The sequence below is a fragment of the Photobacterium sp. DNB22_13_2 genome (assembly GCF_052873915.1).
In genome coordinates, this window is the sequence record NZ_JBNNXU010000298.1 from 1 (window position 1) to 236 (window position 236).

1 pseudogene is annotated in these 236 nt (G+C 62.7%); it reads left to right on the forward strand.

Features of this window, described 5'->3' with window-relative positions:
* Window positions 1–236 (forward strand): annotated as a pseudogene (gene secF, locus ACVA58_RS28720) (protein translocase subunit SecF); the annotation flags it as partial.

Below are 236 nucleotides of genomic sequence, written 5' to 3' on the forward strand. Positions count from 1 at the left end.
GCTGCAGCGCGTTGAATTTGTCGGCCCGCAGGTCGGCAAGGAACTCGCCACCGACGGCCTGCTGGCGCTGCTGTTCGTGGTGATCGGCATCGTCATCTACCTGTCGATCCGCTTCGAGTGGAAGTTTGCAGTGGCGGGCATCATCGCCAACCTGCACGACGTGGTCATCATCCTGGGCTTCTTCGCGTTCTTCCAGTGGGAGTTCTCGCTGTCGGTGCTGGCCGGCATCCTGGCGG